General features: G+C 70.6%; 23 protein-coding genes, 4 tRNA genes and 1 pseudogene. 5 read left to right on the top strand and 23 right to left on the bottom strand.

Annotation, left to right across the window (positions count from 1 at the left end; translation table 11 throughout):
• Positions 1–46: 46 nt before the first annotated feature.
• The 15 genes from nusG to GKC29_RS07910 all read right to left on the bottom strand — a co-directional run bounded on the left by nusG (position 47) and on the right by GKC29_RS07910 (position 11,116).
• The gene (gene nusG / locus GKC29_RS07975; protein WP_155330216.1) at positions 47–769 is read right to left on the bottom strand and encodes a transcription termination/antitermination protein NusG; all 723 of its coding nucleotides are present in this window, start codon (positions 767–769) and stop codon (positions 47–49) included.
• Positions 770–807: 38 nt separating this feature from the next.
• Positions 808–1,200 (bottom strand): preprotein translocase subunit SecE, encoded by a 393-nt coding sequence (gene secE, locus GKC29_RS07970; protein ID WP_155330215.1) that lies wholly within the window; start codon positions 1,198–1,200, stop codon positions 808–810.
• A gap of 215 nt (positions 1,201–1,415) precedes the next feature.
• Positions 1,416–1,488: transfer RNA gene (locus tag GKC29_RS07965), tRNA-Trp, on the bottom strand.
• Positions 1,489–1,616: 128 nt separating this feature from the next.
• The gene (locus tag GKC29_RS07960) at positions 1,617–2,009 is read right to left on the bottom strand and encodes a MaoC family dehydratase (RefSeq protein ID WP_155330214.1); all 393 of its coding nucleotides are present in this window, start codon (positions 2,007–2,009) and stop codon (positions 1,617–1,619) included.
• Between the two features lies 1 nt (position 2,010).
• On the bottom strand, positions 2,011–2,457 hold the full coding sequence (locus GKC29_RS07955) for a MaoC family dehydratase N-terminal domain-containing protein (protein WP_155330213.1): 447 nt from the start codon (positions 2,455–2,457) through the stop codon (positions 2,011–2,013).
• A gap of 126 nt (positions 2,458–2,583) precedes the next feature.
• On the bottom strand, positions 2,584–2,751 hold the full coding sequence (gene rpmG, locus GKC29_RS07950; RefSeq protein ID WP_007073056.1) for a 50S ribosomal protein L33: 168 nt from the start codon (positions 2,749–2,751) through the stop codon (positions 2,584–2,586).
• 130 nt (positions 2,752–2,881) lie between these two features.
• Positions 2,882–2,954 (bottom strand) — tRNA-Met (locus tag GKC29_RS07945).
• A gap of 25 nt (positions 2,955–2,979) precedes the next feature.
• Positions 2,980–3,052: transfer RNA gene (locus tag GKC29_RS07940), tRNA-Thr, on the bottom strand.
• Between the two features lie 92 nt (positions 3,053–3,144).
• Positions 3,145–5,673 carry a bifunctional diguanylate cyclase/phosphodiesterase gene (locus GKC29_RS07935; RefSeq protein WP_155330212.1) on the bottom strand — a complete coding sequence of 843 codons (2,529 nt, stop codon included), beginning with the start codon at positions 5,671–5,673 and terminating at the stop codon, positions 3,145–3,147.
• A gap of 49 nt (positions 5,674–5,722) precedes the next feature.
• Complete coding sequence (locus tag GKC29_RS29510; protein WP_196255836.1) at positions 5,723–5,866, bottom strand: hypothetical protein; 144 nt, start codon at positions 5,864–5,866, stop codon at positions 5,723–5,725.
• A 542-nt stretch (positions 5,867–6,408) separates the two neighbouring features.
• The gene (locus tag GKC29_RS07930) at positions 6,409–7,596 is read right to left on the bottom strand and encodes an epoxide hydrolase family protein (protein WP_155330211.1); all 1,188 of its coding nucleotides are present in this window, start codon (positions 7,594–7,596) and stop codon (positions 6,409–6,411) included.
• Between the two features lie 299 nt (positions 7,597–7,895).
• On the bottom strand, positions 7,896–8,129 hold the full coding sequence (locus tag GKC29_RS07925) for a hypothetical protein (protein WP_155330210.1): 234 nt from the start codon (positions 8,127–8,129) through the stop codon (positions 7,896–7,898).
• Positions 8,130–8,270: 141 nt separating this feature from the next.
• Positions 8,271–8,831 carry a GNAT family N-acetyltransferase gene (locus GKC29_RS07920; protein WP_196255835.1) on the bottom strand — a complete coding sequence of 187 codons (561 nt, stop codon included), beginning with the start codon at positions 8,829–8,831 and terminating at the stop codon, positions 8,271–8,273.
• 327 nt (positions 8,832–9,158) lie between these two features.
• Complete coding sequence (locus tag GKC29_RS07915; protein WP_155330208.1) at positions 9,159–10,121, bottom strand: quinone oxidoreductase; 963 nt, start codon at positions 10,119–10,121, stop codon at positions 9,159–9,161.
• Entirely contained in the window at positions 10,103–11,116 is a 1,014-nt protein-coding gene (locus GKC29_RS07910; protein WP_155330207.1) for a Gfo/Idh/MocA family protein, read from the bottom strand. The genes GKC29_RS07915 and GKC29_RS07910 overlap by 19 nt, the downstream gene beginning before the upstream one ends.
• Before the next feature lie 73 nt (positions 11,117–11,189).
• Between GKC29_RS07910 and GKC29_RS07905 the strand changes: the two genes are divergently transcribed.
• A complete protein-coding gene (locus tag GKC29_RS07905; RefSeq protein WP_230688957.1) occupies positions 11,190–12,107 on the top strand; it encodes a LysR family transcriptional regulator in 918 nt (305 codons plus the stop codon).
• A gap of 547 nt (positions 12,108–12,654) precedes the next feature.
• On the opposite strand, the gene GKC29_RS07900 is transcribed toward GKC29_RS07905, so the two are convergent.
• A complete protein-coding gene (locus GKC29_RS07900; RefSeq protein WP_155330205.1) occupies positions 12,655–13,044 on the bottom strand; it encodes a hypothetical protein in 390 nt (129 codons plus the stop codon).
• Positions 13,045–13,289: 245 nt separating this feature from the next.
• Positions 13,290–13,373, bottom strand: a tRNA-Tyr gene (locus tag GKC29_RS07895).
• A 147-nt stretch (positions 13,374–13,520) separates the two neighbouring features.
• Between GKC29_RS07895 and GKC29_RS07890 the strand changes: the two genes are divergently transcribed.
• Positions 13,521–14,015, top strand: coding sequence for a YajQ family cyclic di-GMP-binding protein (locus GKC29_RS07890; RefSeq protein WP_155330204.1), 495 nt, complete (start codon positions 13,521–13,523; stop codon positions 14,013–14,015).
• 82 nt (positions 14,016–14,097) lie between these two features.
• On the opposite strand, the gene GKC29_RS07885 is transcribed toward GKC29_RS07890, so the two are convergent.
• Both GKC29_RS07885 and GKC29_RS07880 read right to left on the bottom strand, forming a co-directional pair.
• Positions 14,098–14,598, bottom strand: a complete 501-nt coding sequence (locus GKC29_RS07885; RefSeq protein ID WP_230688956.1) for a PH domain-containing protein — start codon at positions 14,596–14,598, stop codon at positions 14,098–14,100.
• A gap of 469 nt (positions 14,599–15,067) precedes the next feature.
• The gene (locus GKC29_RS07880; RefSeq protein ID WP_230688955.1) at positions 15,068–15,529 is read right to left on the bottom strand and encodes an N-acetyltransferase; all 462 of its coding nucleotides are present in this window, start codon (positions 15,527–15,529) and stop codon (positions 15,068–15,070) included.
• A gap of 125 nt (positions 15,530–15,654) precedes the next feature.
• Between GKC29_RS07880 and GKC29_RS07875 the strand changes: the two genes are divergently transcribed.
• The 3 genes and pseudogenes from GKC29_RS07875 to GKC29_RS30525 all read left to right on the top strand — a co-directional run.
• The gene (locus GKC29_RS07875) at positions 15,655–16,149 is read left to right on the top strand and encodes a SigE family RNA polymerase sigma factor (protein ID WP_155330202.1); all 495 of its coding nucleotides are present in this window, start codon (positions 15,655–15,657) and stop codon (positions 16,147–16,149) included.
• Entirely contained in the window at positions 16,146–16,697 is a 552-nt protein-coding gene (locus tag GKC29_RS07870; protein ID WP_155330201.1) for a hypothetical protein, read from the top strand. The genes GKC29_RS07875 and GKC29_RS07870 overlap by 4 nt, the downstream gene beginning before the upstream one ends.
• Before the next feature lies 1 nt (position 16,698).
• Positions 16,699–16,797: pseudogene (locus GKC29_RS30525) on the top strand (DUF1275 domain-containing protein); the annotation flags it as partial.
• Positions 16,798–16,825: 28 nt separating this feature from the next.
• Here the strand turns inward: GKC29_RS30525 and GKC29_RS07865 are convergent.
• The 4 genes from GKC29_RS07865 to GKC29_RS07850 form a co-directional block, all read right to left on the bottom strand.
• The gene (locus GKC29_RS07865) at positions 16,826–18,085 is read right to left on the bottom strand and encodes an MFS transporter (protein WP_155330200.1); all 1,260 of its coding nucleotides are present in this window, start codon (positions 18,083–18,085) and stop codon (positions 16,826–16,828) included.
• 140 nt (positions 18,086–18,225) lie between these two features.
• On the bottom strand, positions 18,226–19,098 hold the full coding sequence (gene htpX / locus GKC29_RS07860; protein WP_155330199.1) for a zinc metalloprotease HtpX: 873 nt from the start codon (positions 19,096–19,098) through the stop codon (positions 18,226–18,228).
• A 131-nt stretch (positions 19,099–19,229) separates the two neighbouring features.
• Positions 19,230–20,762 carry an NADH-quinone oxidoreductase subunit N gene (locus GKC29_RS07855; RefSeq protein WP_155334030.1) on the bottom strand — a complete coding sequence of 511 codons (1,533 nt, stop codon included), beginning with the start codon at positions 20,760–20,762 and terminating at the stop codon, positions 19,230–19,232.
• Between the two features lie 50 nt (positions 20,763–20,812).
• Positions 20,813–22,339: a NuoM family protein gene (locus tag GKC29_RS07850; protein WP_155330198.1), complete on the bottom strand. Its 1,527-nt coding sequence runs from the start codon at positions 22,337–22,339 to the stop codon at positions 20,813–20,815.
• Between the last annotated feature and the right edge of the window lie 26 nt (positions 22,340–22,365).

The raw sequence follows: 22,365 nt of genomic DNA, 5'->3' as shown, positions 1-22,365 counted from the left end.
CGCGTACGCCGGCGGTGGGCTGCACCCTCCGCCGGCGTACCGGATGTCAGATCTTGGCGACCTGGTTGAAGTTCAACTCGACCGGCGTCTCCCGGCCGAAGATCGACACCAGCACCTTGAGCTTCTGCTGGTCCGCGTTGATCTCGCTGATCGTCGCCGGGAGGGACGCGAAGGCCCCGTCGGTGACGGTGACCGAGTCGCCGACCTCGAAGTCGAGGACCTTGACCTCGGGCTTGGCCTTCTTCTGCTCGGTCTCGACGGCCGGCGCCAGCCACTTGAGCACCTCGTCGAGGCTCAGCGGCGCCGGGCGGTCGGCCCGGTCGGTGGCGCCCACGAAGCCGGTCACGCCCGGCGTGTTGCGCACGCAGGAGTACGACTCCGCGGTCAGCTCCATGCGGACCAGGATGTAGCCCGGGAAGACCTTGGCCTGCACCTGCGACCGCTTGCCGTTCTTGACCTCGACCTCTTCCCGGGTCGGGACCTCGACCTGGTAGATGTAGTCCTCCATGTCGAGGGACGTGATCCGGGTCTCGAGGTTGGTCTTGACCTTGTTCTCGTAGCCGGCGTACGAGTGCACCACGTACCAGTCGCCCGGCGCGTAGCGCAGCTTCTGGCGCAGCTCGGCGACCGGATCGAACTCCTCGTCCTCGGTGGCCCCGCTGGCGGGAGCCTCCGGCGCGCTGGCGGCCTCGACCGACTCGTCACCAGCCGCCGTCGCGACCGTGGACTGCTCGTCCGCGGGTCCGGCGGTCTCGTCGTACTCAGGCACGCTCGCTCACTTCCGTCACTATCGGCAGATCTCGCCGGTCAGCTGGGGTTGCCGAAGACCCACAACACGCCCTTCGCGAACACGTAGTCGAATCCGACCACGAGGGCGGTAACCACCGTAACGAATGCGACCACCACGGCGGTGTAGGTCAGCAGCTCCTTGCGCGTCGGCCAGATGACCTTACGCAGTTCGGCGACGACCTCGCGGATGAATCGGGCGATGCGCCCGAACGGCCCGACCTTCTCGGTCTCCGTGCGGGTCTTCGGCCGGTCGGCCGACTCCGCCCGGGCCCGCGACCGGGTCGCGGTGCCACCCCGGGAGACCGGCTCCTCGGCCTCCTCGGCGTCCTCGGCGTCGTCGCCGGCGGCGTCGAACTCGTCGTTCAGACGCTCGTCGTCGGCGTCCTCGCCGCGCCGCTTGTTGTCGGCCACTTCGCCCTCCGTCGCGGGATGTCGGTTCGCACGCCGTCGCGACGTGCGCGGCGCCTGGTCACGCCGGCCGGCCCGACCGTCCCGCGACGGGCCGCGGCCGGCGGATCGAACCGGAGGGCCCCGAGTGCCTCGGAACCACCCCGCCGATACCACCACCACGGGCCGGACGCCGCCGGACGGCGGCGCGACCCACGGGAACGGTCAGGCCTGAGGCGCAGGGGTGACAGGACTTGAACCTGCAGCCTGCGGTTTTGGAGACCGCTGCTCTGCCAATTGAGCTACACCCCTGTGCGGCGACGATCACCCCACCCCGCCACACATGGCCAGGCAGGGGTCACGAGCCCCACGGCGGACCAGTGTACGGGTAGTGCCACGACTTTCCCAACCGGTCCACCCATCGCGCGTCGCGAGATCGCTCAGCGGGGCGTCCGGATGGTCGCCTTCGCCTGCGACAGCACCTTCTCGCCCAGGCAGGTGGCGGTGATGTCGAGCCTGGTCAGGCCGTCTTCGGTGACCTCGCGGACGGTCGCCGTCACCTCGATCTCGGTGCCCTGGTCGTCGTCCGGCACCACCACCGGACGGGTGAACCGGACGCCGTAGTCGACCACCGCGTCGGGGGCACCGGCCCACTCCGCCACCGCCCGGCCGACCAGCGCCATCGTGAACATGCCGTGGGCGATCACGCCGGGCAGCCCGACCTTGGTGGCGATCCGGTCGCTCCAGTGGATGGGGTTGAAGTCGCCCGAGGCGCCCGCGTAGCGGACCAGGTCCGCGCGCGTCACCCGGAACGTCTTGGCCGGCAGATCCATCTCAGCCCTCCCCGCGTACGACGATCTTCGACCAGACGGTGACCACCGGCTCGCCGGCCGACGTGGTGACCTCGGTCCGGGTGGTCAGGAAACCGTGCCCACCGCGGTTGCTGACGTCCTCGATGGTGTTGGCGCAGATCAGCTCGTCGCCCGCGACCACCGGGCGGGTGTACGCGAACCGCTGGTCGCCGTGCACGACGCGGCTGTAGTCGACGCCCAGGGCCGGGTCCTCGACGATCTGCCGGCTGGCGGCCATGGTGAGCACCACCGGAAAGGTCGGCGGCGCGACCACGTCCGGGTGGCCGAGCGCACGGGCGGCCTCCGGGTCGTGGTGGGCCGGGTCGCTGGCACCGATGGCCGTCGCGAACTCGCGGATCTTTTCTCGGCCCACCTGGTAGGGGGCGGTCGGCGGGTACGTCCGGCCGACGAAGGACGGGTCCAGGGACATGTCGCGAACCTACACGGGAAACACAATCGCCGATCCGCACGGCTAGCGGTGGCTCAGGGCCACGCCGGGGCCGGCGGATCGGCGATCGGACGTGCTCGGGACCGGGCCGGCGGGGCCGGCCGCAGGTCAGCGGGTCTCGCGGTGGACTGTGTGCCGGCCGTCGCGCGGGCAGAACTTCTTCAGCTCGATGCGGTCCGGGTCGTTACGACGGTTCTTGCGCGTGATGTAGTTGCGCTCCTTGCACTCCACACACGCCAAAGTGATCTTCGGCCGGACATCGGTCGCCTTCGCCACGGCGGAGTGCCTTCCTCGCTAATGGTGACAACTACGGCGCATCAGCCTACGCGCTGACTACGCGCACATGCAAAGTGGGCGCCTGTGGCGCCCATCCCACCGACCGCCGGAGCGGCCCGGTGGACGAGAGTAGCGGTGGCCGGACTTGAACCGGCGACACAGCGATTATGAGCCGCTTGCTCTGCCATCTGAGCTACACCGCCGTGGCGGGTCCAGCCGGACCCTCTGAGCCCCCTTACGGAATCGAACCGTAGACCTTCTCCTTACCATGGAGACGCTCTGCCGACTGAGCTAAGGGGGCCTGCGCGATCACTCGGTGGCCGCGCAGAGGTAAGAGTACACGGCCGGCTGGCCGAGGTGAAATCGGATCCCCCGGTGGCACGTGTGCGCAGCTCAGGGCACAACCCGGAGGCGCGGCAGCTCCCCCGCGGGAACCGCCTCGGGGTCGACCTGGGCGCCGAACCAGGCCTCCAGGCGCTCGTACGGCAGCGGACGGCTGAACAGGAAACCCTGGCCGATCTCGCAGCCGATGTCCTGGAGGAGCTCCAGGGTCAGTTCGCTCTCCACGCCCTCGGCCACCACGGCCAGCCCGAACTGCTGGGAGAGCGTGACCACGGCGTTCACGATCGCCAGGTCGCCCGGGTCGGTGGCCATGCCCTGCACGAACGAGCGGTCGACCTTCACCTCGTGCACCGGGAGCCGCCGCAGGTGCGCCAGCGATGAGTCACCGGTGCCGAAGTCGTCCACCGAGAGACGTACGCCCAGGTCCCGCAGGCGGCGCAGGGTCGGTATCGGGCGGTCCGTGCCGTCCAGCACCCCGGACTCCCGGATCTCCAGCGTGAGCCGCTGCGGCGGCACGCCGTACTCGTCGAGCAGCTCGCCCACCCGGGCCGGGAAGTGCGGGTCGGTCAGCGTACGCGGAGAGAGGTTGACCGCGACGGAGAGCGGGTGGCCCCCGTGCGCCCAGTCCCGACTGCGCCGCAGGCCCTCCCGGAGCACGAACTCGGTGAGCCGGCCCAGCTGGCCGGTGTGCTCCGCGACCGCCACGAAGTCCTCCGGCGAGACCGTCCCGTGCGCCGGATCATCCCACCGGGCCAGGCACTCGACGCCGACCAGCCGGCGGTCCCGCAGGGTGACCTTCGGCTGGAAGTAGACCTCGAGCTCCCCGTCGTCCAGCGCCCGCCGCAGGTCGCCGGCGAGGCCGAGGCGGCGCAGCGACCGGGACTCCAGGGCCGCGTTGAACAACTGGACGCTGCCCGGCACGGACTTGGCCGCCGTGGCCGCCAGGTCGACCCGTTGCAGCAGGATGGCCGCGTCGCTGCCGTGATCCGGGTGGACGGCGACGCCCACCGCGGTGTCGACGTCGAGGGTGAGCGCGTCGAACATCATCTGGTCCCGGATCTGGTCGCGCATCCGCGCCGCCATCTCCAGTGCGGCGTCGGCGCTCTCCAGCCGGAGCGTCACCAGGAACTCGTCACCGCCCGCGCGGCCCACCAGCGCGGACGACGGCGCGCACGCGCGCAGCCGGTCGGCGACCTCGACGAGGACCTTGTCCCCGGCCGCGTGCCCCAGCGACTCGTTGACCTGCCGCAACCGCTCGACGTCGAACAGCAGCAGCGCCACGACCTCGCCCGGAGCCCGGATCTTGACCGCCTCGTCGAGCGCCGCGGTGATCCGCCGCCGGTTGGGCAGCCGGGTAAGGGTGTCGTGGTGCGCGTCGTGGCGCAGCCGGTCGACCAGACGCGAATTCTCCAGCGCCACCGCCGCGTGGGCGGCGACCGTCTCGAACAACGTGATGTCCGTGCGGGCGAAGTTGTTGCTGTCGCCCAGCCGGTTGGCCACCTCCAGGGTCCCGATCACCGCCTGGCCGGACCGGAGCGGAAGCACGATCACGTCCTTCACCCGGTGCGCCGCCACGACGCCGCGCAGGTCCAGGTCCGTGGTCAGGCTGCGGCCGATGGCGACGGTACGGCCCTCCGCGCGGGCCCGTTCCCGGAGCGCGGCGGGAGTCCGGGCGAGATCGAGCAGGCTCTGGTCGTCGTTCCGGGCCGTGAGCAGCACCTCCGGATGCCGCCCCTGAGCGGGCAGCCAGAGGGTGGCGTACTCCGCCTGCATCAGCGCCCGGACGCGGCCGAGCAGCGCGTCCGGCAGGGTCCCGTCCTGGCCGCTCTCACCCACCGCGCGGCTGAGGTCGTACATGTCGGAGAGCGTGCGGTGCTGCCGGAAGAACTGCGCGTACGCGCGGTAGACCAGGGCCAGCGCGAGGATGAGCCCGGCGAGCAGCAGCAACGACCACCAGGTGGTGGCGACCAGGATGAGGACGACCAGGCCGCTGGCGATGTTGATGGCTACGGCGAGGAGCGCCGGCGGGGACTTCCGGAGGGCCTCCCGGCCGGCCTGCCAGCCCTGCAGGAGCGTGTGCACGCCGGCCACGGAGGTGATGCTCACCAGGATGACCATGCTGGCCGCCGCGAAGAGGGTCAGCCAGGTGCCGGGGCCGACTCCCCGCACCGGCGGGAGCGCCTGCAGGACGAGGACGGCGAGGGACGCACCGGCGGCGGCGCGGGCCACGTTGAACCAGAACTTGGTGGGGCCGAACCGGTGCCGGATGTGCGTGATGACCGCCGCGAGCGTGTAGATCGTCACCACCGCCAGCGGCCCGACGAGGTAGAACGCGAGCACGAGCGGTATCTCGGTGAGCGTCACGCCGATGGACTGCCGCCGGACGGTGAAGTTCAGCACCGGGATCCCGCCGGCCACCATGGTGACGAGCAGCACCGCCGCCAGTGGCAGGCCCGCGAAGGGCTCCGGCGCGACGAGACCGACGACCGTCGAGCAGACGACGGCGAGTAGCGCCATCGGCCCGGTGATCAACCAGGCGTACTCCGTCGGGCGGGGACCGGTACGGCCTCGACCCGCCATGCCACGCCCCCTCGCCGACGCTGCTGGTTCACCTCACGGGACGGACGGGTCAGCGCGGCGCCGGCATGTTCCAGATGATGTCCATCGTCTGCGCGTCCCCCAGGCCCCAGAGGTCACCGACGAAGCTGCCGCCCACGAGCGCGGCCAGTACGAGAAGCGAGCCAAGCAGCCGGCCCAAATTTCGACCAGACATGTTTGCTCCTGTCAGGAAAAGGTGCCAGGGATGGTGAAGGTGCCCACGATCGTGCCACATGGCACGGACGCAGGAAAGCGCAGATAGCCCGCCTGGGCCGACCGTTTGCGAGCTCGCACCGTTCGGCTCGGACCGTCTCCACCGGAAGCCTGCTCAGCGGTGTCGCACCGTGCGCGCCGCTTCACTGTCCGCCGAATACGACTTCTGGTGCAAATTGCATGGGCGCAGGGCGACCAGCCACGGGGGATGCCGCCCTCGTGGTCGACCCGACCAGTTCAACGACATCGGTCACTATACAGACGCATCGCCCGGGAGCGGAGCTTCGACAGGGCGGATCGGACGGAACCGCCTGGGCCGAGCCGTCCGGGCGGGTCAGCCGGGGCGGGCGACGGGTCGGTCGCTCGCGCAAATCCCCAACAAGCCCCATGACGCTGTGACGGACCCGTCCGATGGTGCGTGCCAACCGCCTCACTCTTGATGAACCGCCGCTGGTAGGCGGGCGTGCGGCGAGGCGACCTGCGCGAACGGGAGCGGGCTCAGGATCACCGCAGCGGCCGGAACGCGGCCCGCACCTCGTTCGCGAACAGGTCGGGCTCCTCCCAGGCGGGGAAATGGCCGCCCCTGTCGACCTCGTTGAAGTAGGCGACGCCGGGGTAGGCCGTCTCGACCCAGCTGCGCGGGGCAGCCCAGATCTCGCCAGGGAACGTCGTGAAGCCGACCGGAACCGAGACCGGCGGAGGAGCCTGGCCGGACGCCTGGGCCGCGGCCAGGAAGCGTCCGAACTCCCAGTACCACCGGGCGGCCGAGGCGCCGGTGCCGGTCAGCCAGTACAGGGTGATGTTGTCGACGATGGTGTCCCGGGTGAGGCCGCCCGTCGGCTGCCCGTCGACGAACGCGCGGGCCATCTTGTAGTAGCTGTCCGTGTCGTGGTCGAGCATCCACGCCGCCAACCCCACGGGTGAATCCAGCAGGGAGTAGCCGATCGTCTGCGGCCGCGTCTGCTGCTCCAGGAAGTAGCCGAAGCCGTCCGTCGTGAACGTGTTGAGCGCCTCGAGCGCCACGCGTTCCTGCTCGGACTCAGCCGGCAGTTGGTCCTTGAATCCGAGCGCCCCGGCGAGCAGGTTGACGTGGATGCCGAGCAGCCCCTCGGGCGCCTGGCGGCCCATCGCGTCCGTGACAGCGGCGCCCACGTCGCCCCCCTGGGCGACGTAGCGCGGGTAGCCGAGGCGCTTCATCAGCTCCGCCCACGCGCCCGCGATGCGGCCGTTCTCCCAGCCGAGCTCGGTCGGCTGCCCGGAGAAGCCGTAGCCGGGCAGGGACGGCAGCACCAGGTGGAAGGCGTCCTCGGCCCGCCCGCCGTACGCGGTCGGGTCGGTGAGCGGGCCGACGGTCCCGAGCAGTTCGACGACCGAGCCCGGCCAGCCGTGCGTCATGATCAGCGGCAGGGCGTTCTCGTGCTGCGACCGCACGTGGATGAAGTGGATCTCGACGCCGTCGATGTCGGTCGTGAACTGCGGCAGGGAGTTGAGCTTCGACTCGAAGGCGCGCCAGTCGTGATCGGTCGTCCAGTAGCGGGCCAGTTCCTGGACCGTCGCCAGCTGCACACCCTGGGAGCGATCGTTCACCAGCTCTCGGGAAGGCCAGCGCGTGGCCGCGACCCGGCGACGCAGGTCGGCGATTGCTTCCTCCGGCGTGTCGAGCCGGAAGGGACGGATCTCGTCGTTGGACATGCTCTCCACCTGCCGGATCGGTTCGACCGGCGCCCGGGCGCCGGCGGGGCTGACACGGCCCAGTTTCCCAGCGGCCGGGCAACCGGCGGACCAAAACGCGATTTTGCGCCCGGGGCCGGCGGGGACCAGCTCACCGACTTCTCGTGGAGAGCGCGGGCGTGCTCGGCGGCGGTCGTCACCAGCCGCAGAGCCAAGCTGCCCACAGCCTTCAGGGACGCCCGAATCAGGTACGTCTACTCCGGTCGCATCCTCGTGCATCGCGGTGGACACATACCCCAAGAAGATCCGCGGGAAGGCGGTCAGGCCCACCACTTCGGATACCACCTCAGAACCCCTTCCGCAGTCTTCGGTGGCTTGAATTCTCTTTCTCGCCGAGTTGCGATGACATTCGGACCATTAAACACAAGCAGCCCTGCGGCGAGCAGTAGCGACGTGATCTCATCGGGCCAGCCCAACCACAATCCGGCACCTGACGCAAGCCAGAGCAGGAACCCGACAAGCTGCGCCACCACCCGGAGACGCAGACGCTTCATGCATTGAGTCTAGGTTCGATTGACAAGGGGGCAGAGTCTCCCGAAGTCACAACGGCGCACGGATGCCGACGAGAGCGGATAGCTTTCGCGACGGATTTGAAGGGCGTCTGCGATCTTGGTCTGGACAGCCGCGCTGAGCTGCTACTTCTCGCCGTCGCGCGACGCTTCCGCGTCCAGGTGCCGACGATCTGCCCCCGCCCCCGACGCTGCCCGCTGGCGGTCGATCGCGTACATCACCTGGCGCGCGCCGAACTCCTCGAAGGTGTCGACCCGGACCATGCCGAGGGCTTCCAGGAGGCAGACCGATCGACGATTCGCCTCCTGCGTGACGGCGACCAGCCGGGAGGCGTCCGGGAACCGGTCGAAGGCAAGACCGATGGCCGCCGTGCACCCCTCCCGGGCGTAACCACGTCCCCACCACTCCGGCAGGAAGATGTACGACAGTTCCAAGTCCCCCGTCCGGTACCGGCCGAGGTGGCACCAGCCGACGATCTCTCCAGAACTCCTCGTCACCATCAGCCCGCCCGTGGGGTCACCCGCACGCCGTTCGGCCGCCACCTCGTCAGACACCGGGCCGCCGAGGTAGCGCCGCATCACCGGGTCCTGCCACATCCGCCCAAGCACCGGTAGGTCGTGCGCCCGGACCTTCCGCAGCACGAGGCGTTCTGTTCTGGCCAGCGCCTCAACCGACTCGGCACTCATCGCGTCATCCTCCACCAGTCCCACGCTCATCCGAGGGCTGGGCGAGGAAGCCGGCGCTGCCATCTCGGGCTGGGCCTACGAAATGCGGGCCTGGTACGCGCTGACGCAGGGCCGAACCACCTCCAGTCGGCCGACCGCCGACACCAGGACGAGGCCGGCTCTCGTGCCAGGACATGATTCGGCTAGGGCGCCACATGTGGGTACGCCCGACCGTCGCGGTCAGGCTCCGGCGGTTTATCAGAGGCGCGCGGTCAACGGCAGATGTGCGCGTTGCTTTGGCTGACGCGCTGACCTACATCGCGCGGCGCGACTTCAAAAACCGATCAGTCACGGGAGCAGCAAGACCTTCCCCGTTGTACGGCGCGCTTGCAGCTCCTCGTGCGCCAGCGACGCCTCGGTCAAACGGAACGTGCGGCCGATATGCACCTCAAGCCGCCCGTCACTCAACCATCTCCACAACTCGGACGACCGTCTGAGTAACTCGGCTGGCGTAGCGACGAAGTCCCGCAATGTCGGTCTGGTGACGGTCAGCGATCCCGACTGACCGAGCCGGGCCAGGTCGAATGGCGGGACCGGCCCGCTGGACTGGCCGAAGAGCACCAGCGACCCGCGAACGGCAAGCACGCTGAGGGACTTCTCGAAGGTGGCCCGCCCGACACCGTCATAGGCCGCGGCGGCACCAAGTCCGCTCGTGCCGCGACGCACAACCTGATCGAAGTCGGCGTACCCGACAACCTCGTCAGCGCCCGCGGCCAAGGACAGCTCCGCTTTTTCCTTCGTGGACACCGTGGTATAGACCTTGGCGCCCAACAGCTTCGCAAGCTGCGTCAGCAACAGCCCGACGCCACCCGCGCCGGCGTGGATGACGACGTGATCGCCCGGCTGGATCCGGTAGGAAGTGGTCGCGAGGTAGTGCGCGGTCAGCCCCTGCATCGGGAGGGCGGCGGCCTGCTCGTCGCTCACGCCGTCTGGCACCGGAATCAGCTGCCACACCGGCGCGACCACCTGCTCGGCGTAGGAGCCGGGAACACCCTGCCATGCCACCCGCTGGCCGATCTCGAAGCCGGTGACCTGGGGCCCGATCTCGACGACCCGCCCCGCGCCCTCACCCCCCAACACGAACGGCAGTGGCCGTGGATAGGCGCCGGTGCGCTGGTACACGTCGATGAAGTTGACTCCGACAGCGGCCACGTGCACCCGAACGTGCCCGGCCGGCAGAGGATCCGGCTCACGCTCCGTCAGGGTGAGCACGCTCGGCTCGCCATAGCGGGTCACCTCGACGGCTCGCACCGCTGCCTCACGACGTTGGTGTGATGGAAGGCTTCAACTACCTCTTGCACCCTCAGGGCTGTGGCGAAGTCCGCAAGGTAACGCGGGTTTCCACCCCGAACGGCGTCGGCGAACAGCGAAAGCCGGGTCGTCTCGGATCCCCGTGGTTGCGTCAGATGCACCGTTTTCCATTCGCCACCTTCGGACGCGAGCAGCTCGCCCCAGTTGCGGAGCAGGTACGAGCGACGCGTTCCCCATAGGATCCATTCGTATAGTTCGGGCCCGGCGACGCCGGAGAAGGCCGACACATAAACGGGCACGCCGCCCGCACGCAGGAACCCACGCGCGGCGACCTCGCTCGCGTGCGGATCGGCGAGCGGAAAGTCGACACCGACCTCGACCGGATCGAGCGGGCCCAACAGGCGATCGGTCAGGTACACGAAGTGCGACAAGACCTCGCGAACCAACCCACCCTGATCCCGGCCGGCGAGCCATGCCGCGTCCGCCTGGAAGTCCCGCGGCCACCGCGGAAAGGATAACCGAACCTCGATCCCTCTGACCTCGCCGACCTCGCCCTCTGCCAGGCTCCGCTCAAGGTGCAGTACGGCATTGCGGTCCGACAGCGCGAAGTTCACCGCTGCGGCGACCCCCCACTCGGCTGCCGCCGCGACCATCCGCCGCCCATCGGCCAAGCTGATCGCCAGCGGCTTCTCGCAGAAGACAGCCTTACCGGCCCGCATCGCAGCGATCGCCGCCTCCGTATGGAACATTGGCGGAGTGGCGATGTAGACGGCATCGACGCTCGAAGACTCCACAACCTCCTGTGCGCTGGCGGCAAACGAAACGTCCGGGTGCCTCGTCCGCGCACGGTCAACGGCGGCAGGGCTAACGTCGTACGCGCACACAACTGCGAAATCGGGAAGCGTGACCGCCGAGGCCATTATTTCGGTGCCCATCGCACCCAGTCCTAAGATACCGAGGCGGATCGCAGGTCGCTCGCCTGCCCAAGATTGCATGAATCTAGCCTCGACAGCATTACGCGTAACGTCAAGCTAAACTCTGCGAATGAAACCGTTAAGCGTCAACTTCATGGATGACCTGCGGCGACTTCGCGTACTACGAGAGTTCCGGGAACGCGGAAGCATCGCCGCCACCGCCGAAGCACTGCACCTCACCCCGTCCGCGGTGTCCCAGCAGGTCGCCAGGATCGCCCGAGACGTCGGCTTCGACGTACTCCAACCCGTCGGCCGGCGGGTGGTACTCACCCCGCGGGGGCAAGCGCTACTCGCTCACGCCGACACCGTCTTCGCTGCGATCGAGCGTGCACGCCACGAACTCGATTCGTGGAACGACAGCGATCGCGGCACCATCACGATCGGCGCGTTCTCCACCGCAATCACCGGACTTCTCCCATTCCTCCTCGACCGCGCCCGCCACGAGATTCCCAACGTCAGAATCCTGTTGTGCGAAGCCGAACCGCCGGCGCTGTTCGACGGGCTCGACGCGGGGCGCTACGACGTCGCGCTCGCCGTCAACTTCACCGGTTCTCCGGCCGCGGGCGACCCGCGCTACCACCGCATCGACCTCGGCCCAGACGAACTCGACCTCGCGCTCCCGCGGAACCACCCCATGTGCGCAGCGGAAACGCTGACGCTGAAGGACGTCGAAGAGGACGTCTGGATCACCGGTAACGGAGAAGGCTGCTGCGGCGCCATCACCACCACGGCCTGCGCGGCGGCGGGGTTCACCCCGAACGTCGCGCACCGGACGAATGACTGGCAGGCACTCGCTCAGCTGGTCGCGCACGGGCACGGCGTAGCGCTGATCCCCAGGCTCGCCCAGCGGGACCTGCCGGCCGCGGTCACCATCCGTGCACTCAGCGAGCCAAGGCCGCAACGACAAATCTTCGCCGCTGTACCCGAAGGCGCCCAGCATTCGCCTCTCCTCGTCACGATCCTCAGGCTCCTGACGACCTGTATCGATGAACAACGCCGCGACCGCCGCTGAGGACGCAACTATCACATTTCATCCTCCAGCCACCGCCAGTGCCGACCATCGCACTGAAATCACGTCGCCTTTGCTGCGTTGACCAACGGGGCCGGCGCGCCCACATCGCCAGAAGCGGATGCGCCGGGCCTCTCCGGCCGCTTCGCGACAGTGGGTAGCCAACGAGCCAGGGCATCGTGTCACGCATCAAGTGAAGCCCCGATGTAACGCATCAAGCGGAGTACGACAGCCGGCTGCCGGCCGGCTGCCGGACACCATTGCCAGGTAGGTGTGCCCGGCCCCGGCCTGCTGGCGACCTTCGGCCGGCATCGGCCGGGCCGGCCGGCCACACTGGCGAGCGATCAGGACCAAGAAGACCTCGGGGGCTCCGCCCCGAACCCCGGCCCTCCTCAGAGATCAGCCGCGGATCCCCTCGCCGGGCACCACAAGGGCTACCAGCCTCACCTGACGGGGCCAAGGTCGTTCGTCCAGCCGGACGCTCCACCTTGTCCCCGCCAGGGGAGGCTGGACGGTCTACGACTGCCCGACGAGGAGATCCGCTCAGGTGTCAGTCGCCAATCATCAAGTCATTGCGAATCGCCTTCACCAGCAACTCACTCGCACGCCCTACCTCGGCCTGTGACGATTCCAGGTGAGCCTTGCGCAACGCCGCAGCCGCCTCTGTGACCGGCCGAGGCGCCCAGATTCGGAGTGCGTCGACCAGCCGGACTAACTCCGCCGACAGCTCATACGCCTCGCGTGATTCCCGCGCAGCCCTGTCGAACGCTGCTTGGGCAGCGCGGCGTTCGTCGGGATCTTGAAGCCCTGCGACGTCCACGTCGTCGTACTGCTCAGCCGCTTTGATGGCAGCAGTAGCGGTGAGCTCCACGGCGGCGAGTTCCCCCTGCAAGGTCAGAACCCGGCTGTATACCCGTAGCTTCTCATCCACGAAGCGCATCGCTCGCTCGTGCCGCTCCTGCCGCCTCCGCAGGAGTAGCTGCGAACCAGAGCCAACGGCCGCGCCCAGCAGGGTACCGGCGACTGGGATTGCCAGTTCCCACCACTTCGCCAAGATGACCTCCAGGCCGTGCCCGTTGCGTGCCCGACCTGTCAGTCGATCAGGGGTAGGGGCGGTCAACTGCGACGGGAGACGACGAAGGCCCCTGACCTACGTTTCCGCAGGTCAAGGGCCTTGCCGTTCCCTGGTGGCGGGTAGAGGATTCGAACCTCTGTAGCTTTCGCGACGGATTTACAGTCCGCTCCCATTGGCCGCTCGGGCAACCCGCCAGGGCACCCGCCGCGTCGTGACGCGGCAGCGGAAGCAAGGATAGCGGCTCCCCCCGGCGCTGGTGCAACCGGGTACCGTCAGGGGTCGTACCGCTGGTCAGTGGTACACGGAACAGGACAGACCGCCCGGACAACAGGAGCATCAGCATGGCAGCCAACCCGTCGTTCGACATCGTGAGCAAGGTCGACCGCCAGGAGGTCGACAACGCCCTCCGGCAGGCCGAGAAGGAGCTCGCGACGCGGTTCGACTTCCGGGGCACCGGCGCCGAGATCTCCTGGTCGGGTGAGGAGGCGGTCAGTCTCCAGGCGGAGACCGAGGAGCGCGTGCGGGCGGCGCTCGACGTCTTCAAGGAGAAGCTGGTCAAGCGGAACATCTCGCTCAAGTCACTGGACGCCGGCGACCCGCGGCCGTCGGGCAAGGTCTTCAAGATCGACGCGAAGGTCATCCAGGGCATCGACTCGGACAAGGCCAAGGCGATCAGCAAGAAGATCCGCGACGAGGGCCCGAAGGGCGTGCAGGCGCAGATCCAGGGTGACCAGCTCCGGGTCACCGGAAAGAAGAAGGACGACCTGCAGGCGGTCATCGCCATGCTGAAGGGCGAGGACTTCGGAGTTGCGCTCCAGTTCACCAACTACCGGTAAGGACACTTCGCCAGCCTGGTGGTCTGGTCGAACACGCCTGGCCACCTGAGCAGATGTCGTCAGCTGTGGTCGTTGTTGGTCGTCACGACGGGCCTCTGCCGGCCTGGTGACGGCCAGCGCGACCGACTGCCGGGTGGGCTTGACGAGCAACCTCCGCTTTCCATCTTTCGAGATCGGCAAACAGCTCTTCGTAGCGTTCAGACGCGAGAGCCGTGCCGCCGTCGCGAAGGCGGTAGACGGTGGTGCGGCGTCTCCGAACCGGCGTCCGAACCTTGGTTCCGTCGCGGAGCCGCAGCCAGAGCCGTTCCGGAACCAGCCAATCGGGACCGCTGTGGAACCCTCGAATCTGCTCCCACGGGACGGTGCGCGTTCGCCACAGCCAGCGCACCCGAACCCCCGATCGGCTCACCACGAGGGCGGTGCGGTGAAGCCGCCATGCGAAGGTGAGCCATACCGCCGCAAATCCGGTGAAGGCCAACGCCACATCCGACGGAACCTGCCGCCAGCGGGCGGCCATCCCGAAGGCGATGAACGCGAAGAGCACCGTACCGAGCACCGCGAGTGTGCCGGTGAAGAGACGCATCCGATCGTCGTACGGCCGGGTCCAGGACAGCACATGACCATGATCGCAGCCCGGATCCAGCCGCCGACGCCCCGAGCTCAGTGGGCCTGACCTCGCCGCACGGGTCAGCGCTCACCACGCATGAGGTTTGTCCTTTTCGATCCAGGATCCGGCTGCGACTACCCCTTCCCGCATTACCCAGGCCGGGTGTGGAGTTGCCGCCACTCGGGGAGCAGCCCGCCGAGGACGACGACACCCACCCCCCACCCCGGGGGGCGCACCTGTCCGACCTCACGCGAGCCGCGGACGGCACAGCGCCCCCTACGGCCCGGCGCCCGGACGGCACGGCAATGGTCCCGCGCCCCCAGCCTGCAATGGGCGCCATACCGAGCGATCGCCCTGCGCTACGTCATCGGACCGGCAGCCGCGCTCGCACGGTTGCCGGGTGGCGTCGGTGCGGGGCCGGAGATGACCGGAGCCGGCTGAGCGGTCAGGCGCCGTCCGCGTGGCGGAGCCAGACGTACGGGACCGGCTGCCCGGCGTTCCACTCCGCGGCCTGCTCGGCGGGCACCGGCACGAACCCCGCGCCGGCGTAGCAGCGCAGCGCCGGCTCGTTGTCCGGGTGCACCCTCATGAACACGGCCGGGTGGTGGCGGAGGGCCGCCGCGGTCAGGCGGCCGACCAGTTCCCGGCCGAGCCCCCGACCGCGGTACGCGGGCGCGACGATCAGGCGCGCCAACTCGACCTCGGCCTCCTCGTCGTCGAGCCACAGCTCGCCGTACGCGACCGGCTCACCGTCGACGACGGCGACGTACGCGACCACGTCGGGGGCGGCGGACCAGCCGGCGACCACCTCGGGTGTCACCTCGTCCCGGGAGCACCAGCGCCGTGTCTCCTCGGCCGACCGGGCCCAGCCGGCCACGCTCGCCGCATGCGGCGATCCGAACGCCATCAGTTCCACCGCGCACCGCCTCCGCCGCCGTACCGGCGGTCGATGCTAATCGGGCCGGGCGGGGGTGCGCTCACATTTCCACCCGCACCTGTCAACACGGCCGGCCGTCACGGCGTCCTATGGGTGTGACGTTCGAGGAGTACGTGGCCAGCCGCGGGTCTGCGCTGGTCCGACTGGCCCGGTTGCTGACCGGCGACCCGCACCGGGCTGAAGACCTGGTTCAGGAGGTGCTGGCCAGGGCGTGGGCCCGCTGGCGTCGGATAAACCGTGTCGACGATCCGGACGTCTACATCCGCCGAATGCTGGTCAATGCGAACATCAGCTGGTGGCGCCGCCGGGCCAGCCACGAGGTCAGCGTCGCCGCTGTCACCGAGACGGCTCGGCGGGAGGACATCGGTGGCGACACCGCCGCCCGGGACGAGATCTGGCGACTGATCGTGGCGCTGCCCGACCGCCAGCGGGCTGTGCTGGTGCTGCGGTACTACGAGGACCTGGACGACACCCGGATCGCCGACATCCTCGACTGCTCGCCGGTGACCGTACGCACCCACGCCATGCGAGGAATCGCCAGCCTCCGCGCCCGCTTCGACGCCCTCCAGATCCCGAGGAGCCGGCCATGACCGACATCGAACAGCGCATCAGCGAGACCCTGCGGGAGCGCGCCACGGGGGAGGTGGACGTGGCGTCGTTGACCGCTAACGCGGTCGCTCGGGGACACGCCCGCCGTGCCCGCCGACGGGCCGCCGCCGGCGTGGGTTTGGCGGTGGCCGCGCTGGGGACGACCCTCGTCGCCGGACTCCGGCCGGACCGGTCCCCCGGGGTGCCCGCCACAACGCCTCCCGCGACACCGGCGGTGGCAGTGGACTGCGGCACGTTCGACCTCGGCCAGGGTGAGCACCTACCGGTGTCCGCCCTCAACTGTCTACGCGAGGCCGTCCTGGACGGGCGGCCGGCAAGGCTCGCCGAGACCCGTCCCACCACCGAAGGCGACCCCATCCGCAAGTCGTACACGACGGGCGGGGACGAGCATGTCACTGTCGTCGTCGACACGCGAGAGGACGATTTCGGCCCACGCGAGGTGTACCGCTTGGTTTGCACGGACCCGGTTCTCTCCGTTGCGGTCGTGATGTTCGACGAGTGCACCGAGCCGGAGGTCATCCAGGACTGACCGCTCAGGTGGCGAAGACGAGCAGCAGGATCACCGTGAGGACCGCGCTGATGAGCAGCGAGCCCAGGCAGCCGATCCGGTTCGAGAAGAAGACGAACATCCGGATGGTGTACCCGTACCGGCGCGGGTCACGCGGGGACGGGCTGCTCGGTGCGTACCGCGTCGGCCTCCGCGCGGGCGACGGGGCCGGCGGGCAGGCCCGCGACCACGGCCCCGACGGCGACGGCCGCCCCCGCGAACAGGAACGCCCAGGGCACGCCGCCGGCGTGGTCGACGATCAGGCCGGCGACCGCGCCACCGGCCGCGCTCGCGCCGACCGACATGGTCACCACCCAGGTGTACGCCTCGTTCAGCATGCTGGTCGGCGAGATCCGCCCGACCAGGGTGTTCTCCAGGGTGAGCGCGGGCGCGATGGTGGCCCCGCCGATCACCAGGGCGGTGCCCAGCGCGGCCGGGGTGGGCATCACCGCGAACACGGCGAAGCTGGCCGCGACGGCCGCGAGGAGCAGGGCGAACTGCCGGCTCATGGCGCTCGCCGGGCGGCGCGTGCCGAACCACAGGCCGCCGAGGGCGCTGCCGATGCCCCAGACGGCCAGGAGGAGGCCGGCGAGGCTGTCCGGGTCGTCGGCGGTGTAGTCGGTGGCGAAGGCCGGCACGATGACGCCCGCCGCGCCGAAGGCGATGCCGAGGCTCGCCACGCAGACCAGCAGGGCGGGGAAGCCGGCGACGCGCAGCGGGCCGAGCCCTCTGGTGCGGTGCTCGCTCGGGTGCGGCCGCCAGCCGCGCATGACCCGGCCGAGTGCCACGGCGGTGGTGCCGGCGAAGGTCACCACGGCAGCGCCGATCAGGGCGGCGCCGGCGTCGGCGAGCAGCACGAACCCGGCGACCAGCAGCGGGCCGAGCACGAAGACCAGCTCGAACAGGGTGGTCTCGGCCGCCAGGGCGGTGTTGCGCAGGTGCCACCGGCCGGTGGCCGGTGCGGTCAGGTCGTTCCAGGCGCCCCGGATCGCGGCCGTCAACGGGGGGTAGGTGGCGCCCGCCAGGCCGGCGGCGACGAAGACGACGGCGAGGCCGACCGACTCGGTGCGGGCCGCCCAGAGCAGCGCGAGCAGGGCCAGCGGGTGGGCGACGGCGGTACCGAGCAGCACCGGGCCCGGGCCGACCCGGTCGGCGATCCGCCCGGCGACCGGACTGAGCGCGGCACCGGACAGGGCGTAGATGCCGCCGGCGACGGCGGCGAGGGAGTAGCGGCCGGTGACCTGCTCGACGACGAGCAGCAGCGCCAGCGGCGTCATGCCGATCCCGAGCCGACCGAGGATGCCGGTGACCAGCAGCATCGGCGCACCGGGGATCCGCCAGACGCCCAGGTACTGGCGCAGTGCGGCCACGGTCGACCTCCGGAATGTAATGAGTGGGAGCCGTCTCGACCCTAACGCCGGCGAGCCTGACGAGAAACGTGTTATCGCCTACCCCGGACCCGGCCGCACCCCGCGCCCGGTGCGGACGCGGGGTGCGGAATGTCGGTGGATCAGCGGTACTGGACCGGGCCCGAACTGGCGGCCATCCGCTCCAGCCGGGCGACCCGCTCCTCCATCCGGGGGTGGGTGGAGAAGAGCGCCGCCACACCCCCGCCCTTGAACGGGTTGTCGATCATCAGGTGGGCGGTGCTGGTGAGCTGACCCTGCGGCGGCAGCGGTCGCAGCTGCGTCCCCCGGTGGATCTTCTTGAGGGCGCTGGCCAGCGCCAGGGGGTCCCGGGTGAGCTGGGCGCCGGAGGCGTCCGCCTGGAACTCCCGGCTGCGGCTGATCGCGAGCTGGATCAGCGTGGCCGCGATCGGGCCCAGGATGATGGTCAGCAGCAGGACCGCCGGGTTCGGGGCGTCCTCGTCGTCCCCGCCGCCGAGGGGGATGAAGAACGCCAGGTTCGCCAGCGCGGTGATGATGCCGGCCAGGCCGGCCGCCACGCTGGAGATGAGGATGTCGCGGTTGTAGACGTGCGACAGTTCGTGCCCGATCACACCGCGCAGCTCGCGGTAGTCGAGGATCTCGACGATCCCCTGCGTGACGCAGACAGCGGCGTTCTGCGGGTTACGACCGGTCGCGAACGCGTTGGGCTGGGACGTCGGGCTCATGTACAGGCGCGGCATCGGCTGCCGGGCCTCGGTGGCCAGTTCCCGCACCATCCGGTACAGCTCGGGGAACTGTGCCTCGCTGACCGGTTGCGCCCGCATCGCGCGCAGCGCGAGCTTGTCGGAGAAGAAGTAGCTGACGCCGTTCATCACCAGCGAGAGGACGACGGCGATGACCAGGCCGCCACTGCCGCCGAACCAGTAGCCCACCGCCAGGATCAACGCGGTGAGCAGGCCGAGCAGCGCGGCGGTCTTCAGACGGTTGTGGTGCACGATCACTCCTTCGGTGCGCGGATCGAGGGGATCCGCTGACCGGTTCAACACCACCGGTACCCGTCAACCATCCGTCGTATGGCTGTGAAATGGCTGGGAGCGCGCCCGGTGCGGCCGCCGGCCGCGCCGGGTCAGCGGGCGGCGAGGTCGAGGACGAGCTGCGGCGCGACGCCGAGCACCAGGGCCGCCGCCGTCGCTACCGCCAGCACCGCCGCCACCGCCCAGGCCCGCCCGGCCGGTGCCGAATCGGCCGGCGAGGGGTCGGGCGTCACCCGCTCGCCGGGCGCCGACCCGGCCGACGGACCGGCGACGGGCACCGGCTCGGCCCAGAGCGCGGCGGCAACCTTCAGGTAGTAGGCGAGACCGATCACCGCGTTGACCGCCACCACCAGGGCGAGCCAGCCGGCGCCGCCGTCGAGCAGCGACCGGACCACGGTCACCTTCGCGAACAGCCCCGCCAGCCCCGGCGGCAGCCCGGCGAGGCCGACCAGCGCCAGCGCGAGCGCCACCGCCGGCCAGGGCCGCCGGCGGGCCGCGCCACGCAGGTCGTCGAGCGTGCCGCCGTCCGCGCCGGACGGGCGCAGCGCCACGACGGCCGCGAAGGCCCCCAGCTCCAGGACCACGAAGAAGACGGCGTACGCGACGGCGGCCGCGTACGCGACGGCCCGGGCGTCGTCGGTGCGGCCCGCGGCCAGGGCCAGCGCGCCGAGCGGGGCGAGGACGTAACCGGCCTGGGCCACCGACGACCAGGCGAGCAGCCGGACGGTGCGCCGCTGACGCAGCGCCACCAGGTTGCCCACGGTCATCGTGAGCACCGCGAGCAGGGCGAGCACCGGGCCGGTGACCTCCGCCGGCAGCGCGCGCTGCACCACGGCCAGCAGGGCCACCACCCCGCCGAGCTTCGAGGCCGTCGACAGGTACGCGGCCACCGGCAGCGGCGCGCCGTCGTACGTGGCGGGCGCCCAGGCGTGGAACGGCACCGCCGCCACCTTGAACGCCAGCCCCAGCACGACCAGGGCGACGGCGGCGGTGGTCAGCGGCAGGTCCAGCAGCTCCGGCCGCTCCGCGAACAGCGCCCCGAGCCGCCCGAGGTGCAGCGCCCCGGTGGCCGCGTAGAGCAGGGCCGCGCCGAGCAGCGTGAGCGTGGTCGCCACCACGCTCACCACGAAGAACGTCACCGCCGCCTCGATGCTGGCCAGGCTCCCCCACCGCAGCCCGACCAGGACGTACAGCGGCAGGGTCAGGGTCTCCAGGGCCACGACCAGGGTGATCAGGTCACCCGCCGCCCCGAGCACCACGCCCCCGGTCATCGACGCGGCGAGCAGGAAACAGTACTCCCCGGCCGGCGACGTCCCGGCCCGCAGCAGCGGCCCGGACAAGCCGAGCACCCCGAGGGTGAGCAGCGCGACGACCACGGCGACCAGGGCGGCCCGGCCGCCGAAGACGTACGAGCAGTCGGAGCCCACGCAGAACGTGCGGCGCTCACCACCGGACCCGACGAGCACGGCACCGACCACCGTGGCGGTGGCGCCCAGCGCGGCGGCCGCCACGGTGACCCGCGTGCGGGCGACCAGCAGGTCGGCGAGCAGCACCAGCACGGCGGTGCCGGCGGCCAGGTACGCCGGGAGCAGCGCCACGTTGTCGACGCTCTGCACCACGCTCACGGTCTCCGCGATGTTCGCCACCGCGGGGCTCGCGAGCTCACTCCTCGCGCTCACGGAAGGACCTCCAACAGGGCGGTGACCGGGGCCTCGGCGACGCCGAGCACCAGCGTCGGGGCGAGGCCGACGGCGAGCGCGAGCAGCACCAGCGGCGCCCAGGCGGCCAGCTCCGCGCCGGCCAGGCCCGGGGTGAGCCGCGCGACGGCGGGACTGGGCCGCCCGTGGGTGACCTGACGCAGCAACCGGAGGAAGTACGCGGCGGTGAGCGCCCCGCCGACCGCCGCGAGAGCGGCGAGCGTGGTCCACAGCGCCCCACCGACCTGCACCGCGGCCACCACGGCGAACGCCTCCCCCCAGAAGCCGGCGAGCCCGGGCAGCCCGAGCGAGGCGACGGCGGCGAAGCCGAGCAGCCCGGCCAGCCGGGGAGCGGTCTCCCGCAGCCCGGACAGGTCGCCCAGATCGCCGGTGTGCGTACGGTCCTTGACGGCACCGGCCAGGAAGAACAACAGGCCGGTGATCACGCCGTGCGCGACGTTGCCGATCAGGGCCGCCTGGAGACCGGTGGCGGTGAGCGTGGCGATCCCGAGCAGCACGAAGCCCATGTGCCCGACGCTGGAGTACGCGATCAGCCGCTTCAGCTCGGTCTGCGCCAGGCAGACCAGCCCGCCGACCAGGATCGCCGCGACGGCGAGCACCCCGAGCACCGGCGCGGCCCAGCGGGCGCCCTCGGGCGCGACACCGACCGCGATGCGGATCAGCCCGTACGTGCCCATCTTCAGCAGGACCCCGGCGAGGATGACGCTGCCGACGGTGGGTGCCTGGGTGTGCGCGTCGGGCAGCCAGGAGTGCAGCGGCCACAGCGGACTCTTCACCGCGAAGGCGAGCGCCAGCAGCGTGAACGCGGCGAGCTGCGTGCCCCGGGACATCCCGGCGCTGCCGGTGAGCGCCAGGAGGTCCGCCGTGCCGGTGGCGGCGACCACCACGAAGACGCCGACCAGCAGCAGTACCGAACCGAACAGGGTGTAGAGGGCGAACTTCCGCGCCGCCCGCCGCCGGTCCGGCCCGCCCCAGCCGGCGATGACCGCGTACATGGGCAGGAGGACGACCTCGAAGAAGACGAAGAACAGCACCAGGTCGAAGGCGAGGAAGGTGCCGAGGATGCCGACCTCGATCACCAGCAGCAGCGCGACCAGGGCCCGGCCGCTGCCGCCCTCCGGCACCTTCCAGAGGGTGTAGTAGCAGCAGAGCAGGGTGAGCAGCGCGGTCAGCACCACCAGTGGCCAGGAGATCCCGTCGACGCCGAGGTGAAAGCGCAGGTCCAGGCCGGGCACCCAGGGCGCGTCGACCTGGTGCCACGGGTGGATGGCCACCGCGGCCTCCGGCGAGGGCGGCAGCGGCGCGTAGGCGAACCAGCCGCGTTCGCGGCCGACGGGCAGCGGCACCGCCACGAGCAGGGTCAGCGCGGCGGCCACCACGCCGACCACCCGGGCCGCCCGGTCGTGCGGGATCGCCGCCACCGCGGCCGCGCCGAGCGCCGGCACCGCCAGCACCGCGACCAGCAGGAACTCACCGAGGATCACCGCGCCACCTTCGTCCGCGACTGCGG

It is taken from the genome of Micromonospora sp. WMMC415 (genome assembly GCF_009707425.1).
Taxonomy (GTDB): Bacteria; Actinomycetota; Actinomycetes; order Mycobacteriales; family Micromonosporaceae; genus Micromonospora.
Note: the sequence above shows the minus strand (reverse complement) of the source record. Positions and strands in the feature narration are given on the sequence as shown.